Annotated in this window: 1 pseudogene; it reads left to right on the forward strand. The window is 34.0% G+C overall.

Features of this window, described 5'->3' with window-relative positions:
• Nucleotides 1–170 precede the first annotated feature (170 nt).
• Nucleotides 171–429, forward strand: a pseudogene (locus FGM02_RS18295) (helix-turn-helix domain-containing protein); the annotation flags it as partial.

Here is a 429-nt window from a genome sequence, read left to right on the forward strand (position 1 = left end):
CAAAACAAAACCAACCCTGTCGAAAAAATAACTACGAAAAAGTTACTTTTCAGCACAAATTATTGGTCATTGACCAAATTCTAAATGGGCAGATCTCGGTTAACTTCGCAGCCGAAAAATTTAATATTTCTAGATCTACTATTTCCTATTGGTTAAAAAATCACTGTACTTTGCAACAACAAAAAACAGGCATGAGCAAACTAGACGAGATTAAAAAATTAAAAGAACGCATTGAAGAACTGGAGTTTGTAAAGGACTTTCAGCAAGATATCATTGCGGATATGGAAATCATTACAGGCGTAGACATGGCAAAAAAGTCATTGCCCGAAACATTAGCAAAAGAGATAGAACTAAAGAAGAAAAAGCTTTTAAAAGAAAATGGTTCTATCAATGCTTCGGGATTAGCAAACAAGCCTTCTACAAAAGACT

The organism is Flavicella sediminum (assembly GCF_006381105.1).
GTDB lineage: Bacteria > Bacteroidota > Bacteroidia > Flavobacteriales > Flavobacteriaceae > Flavicella > Flavicella sediminum.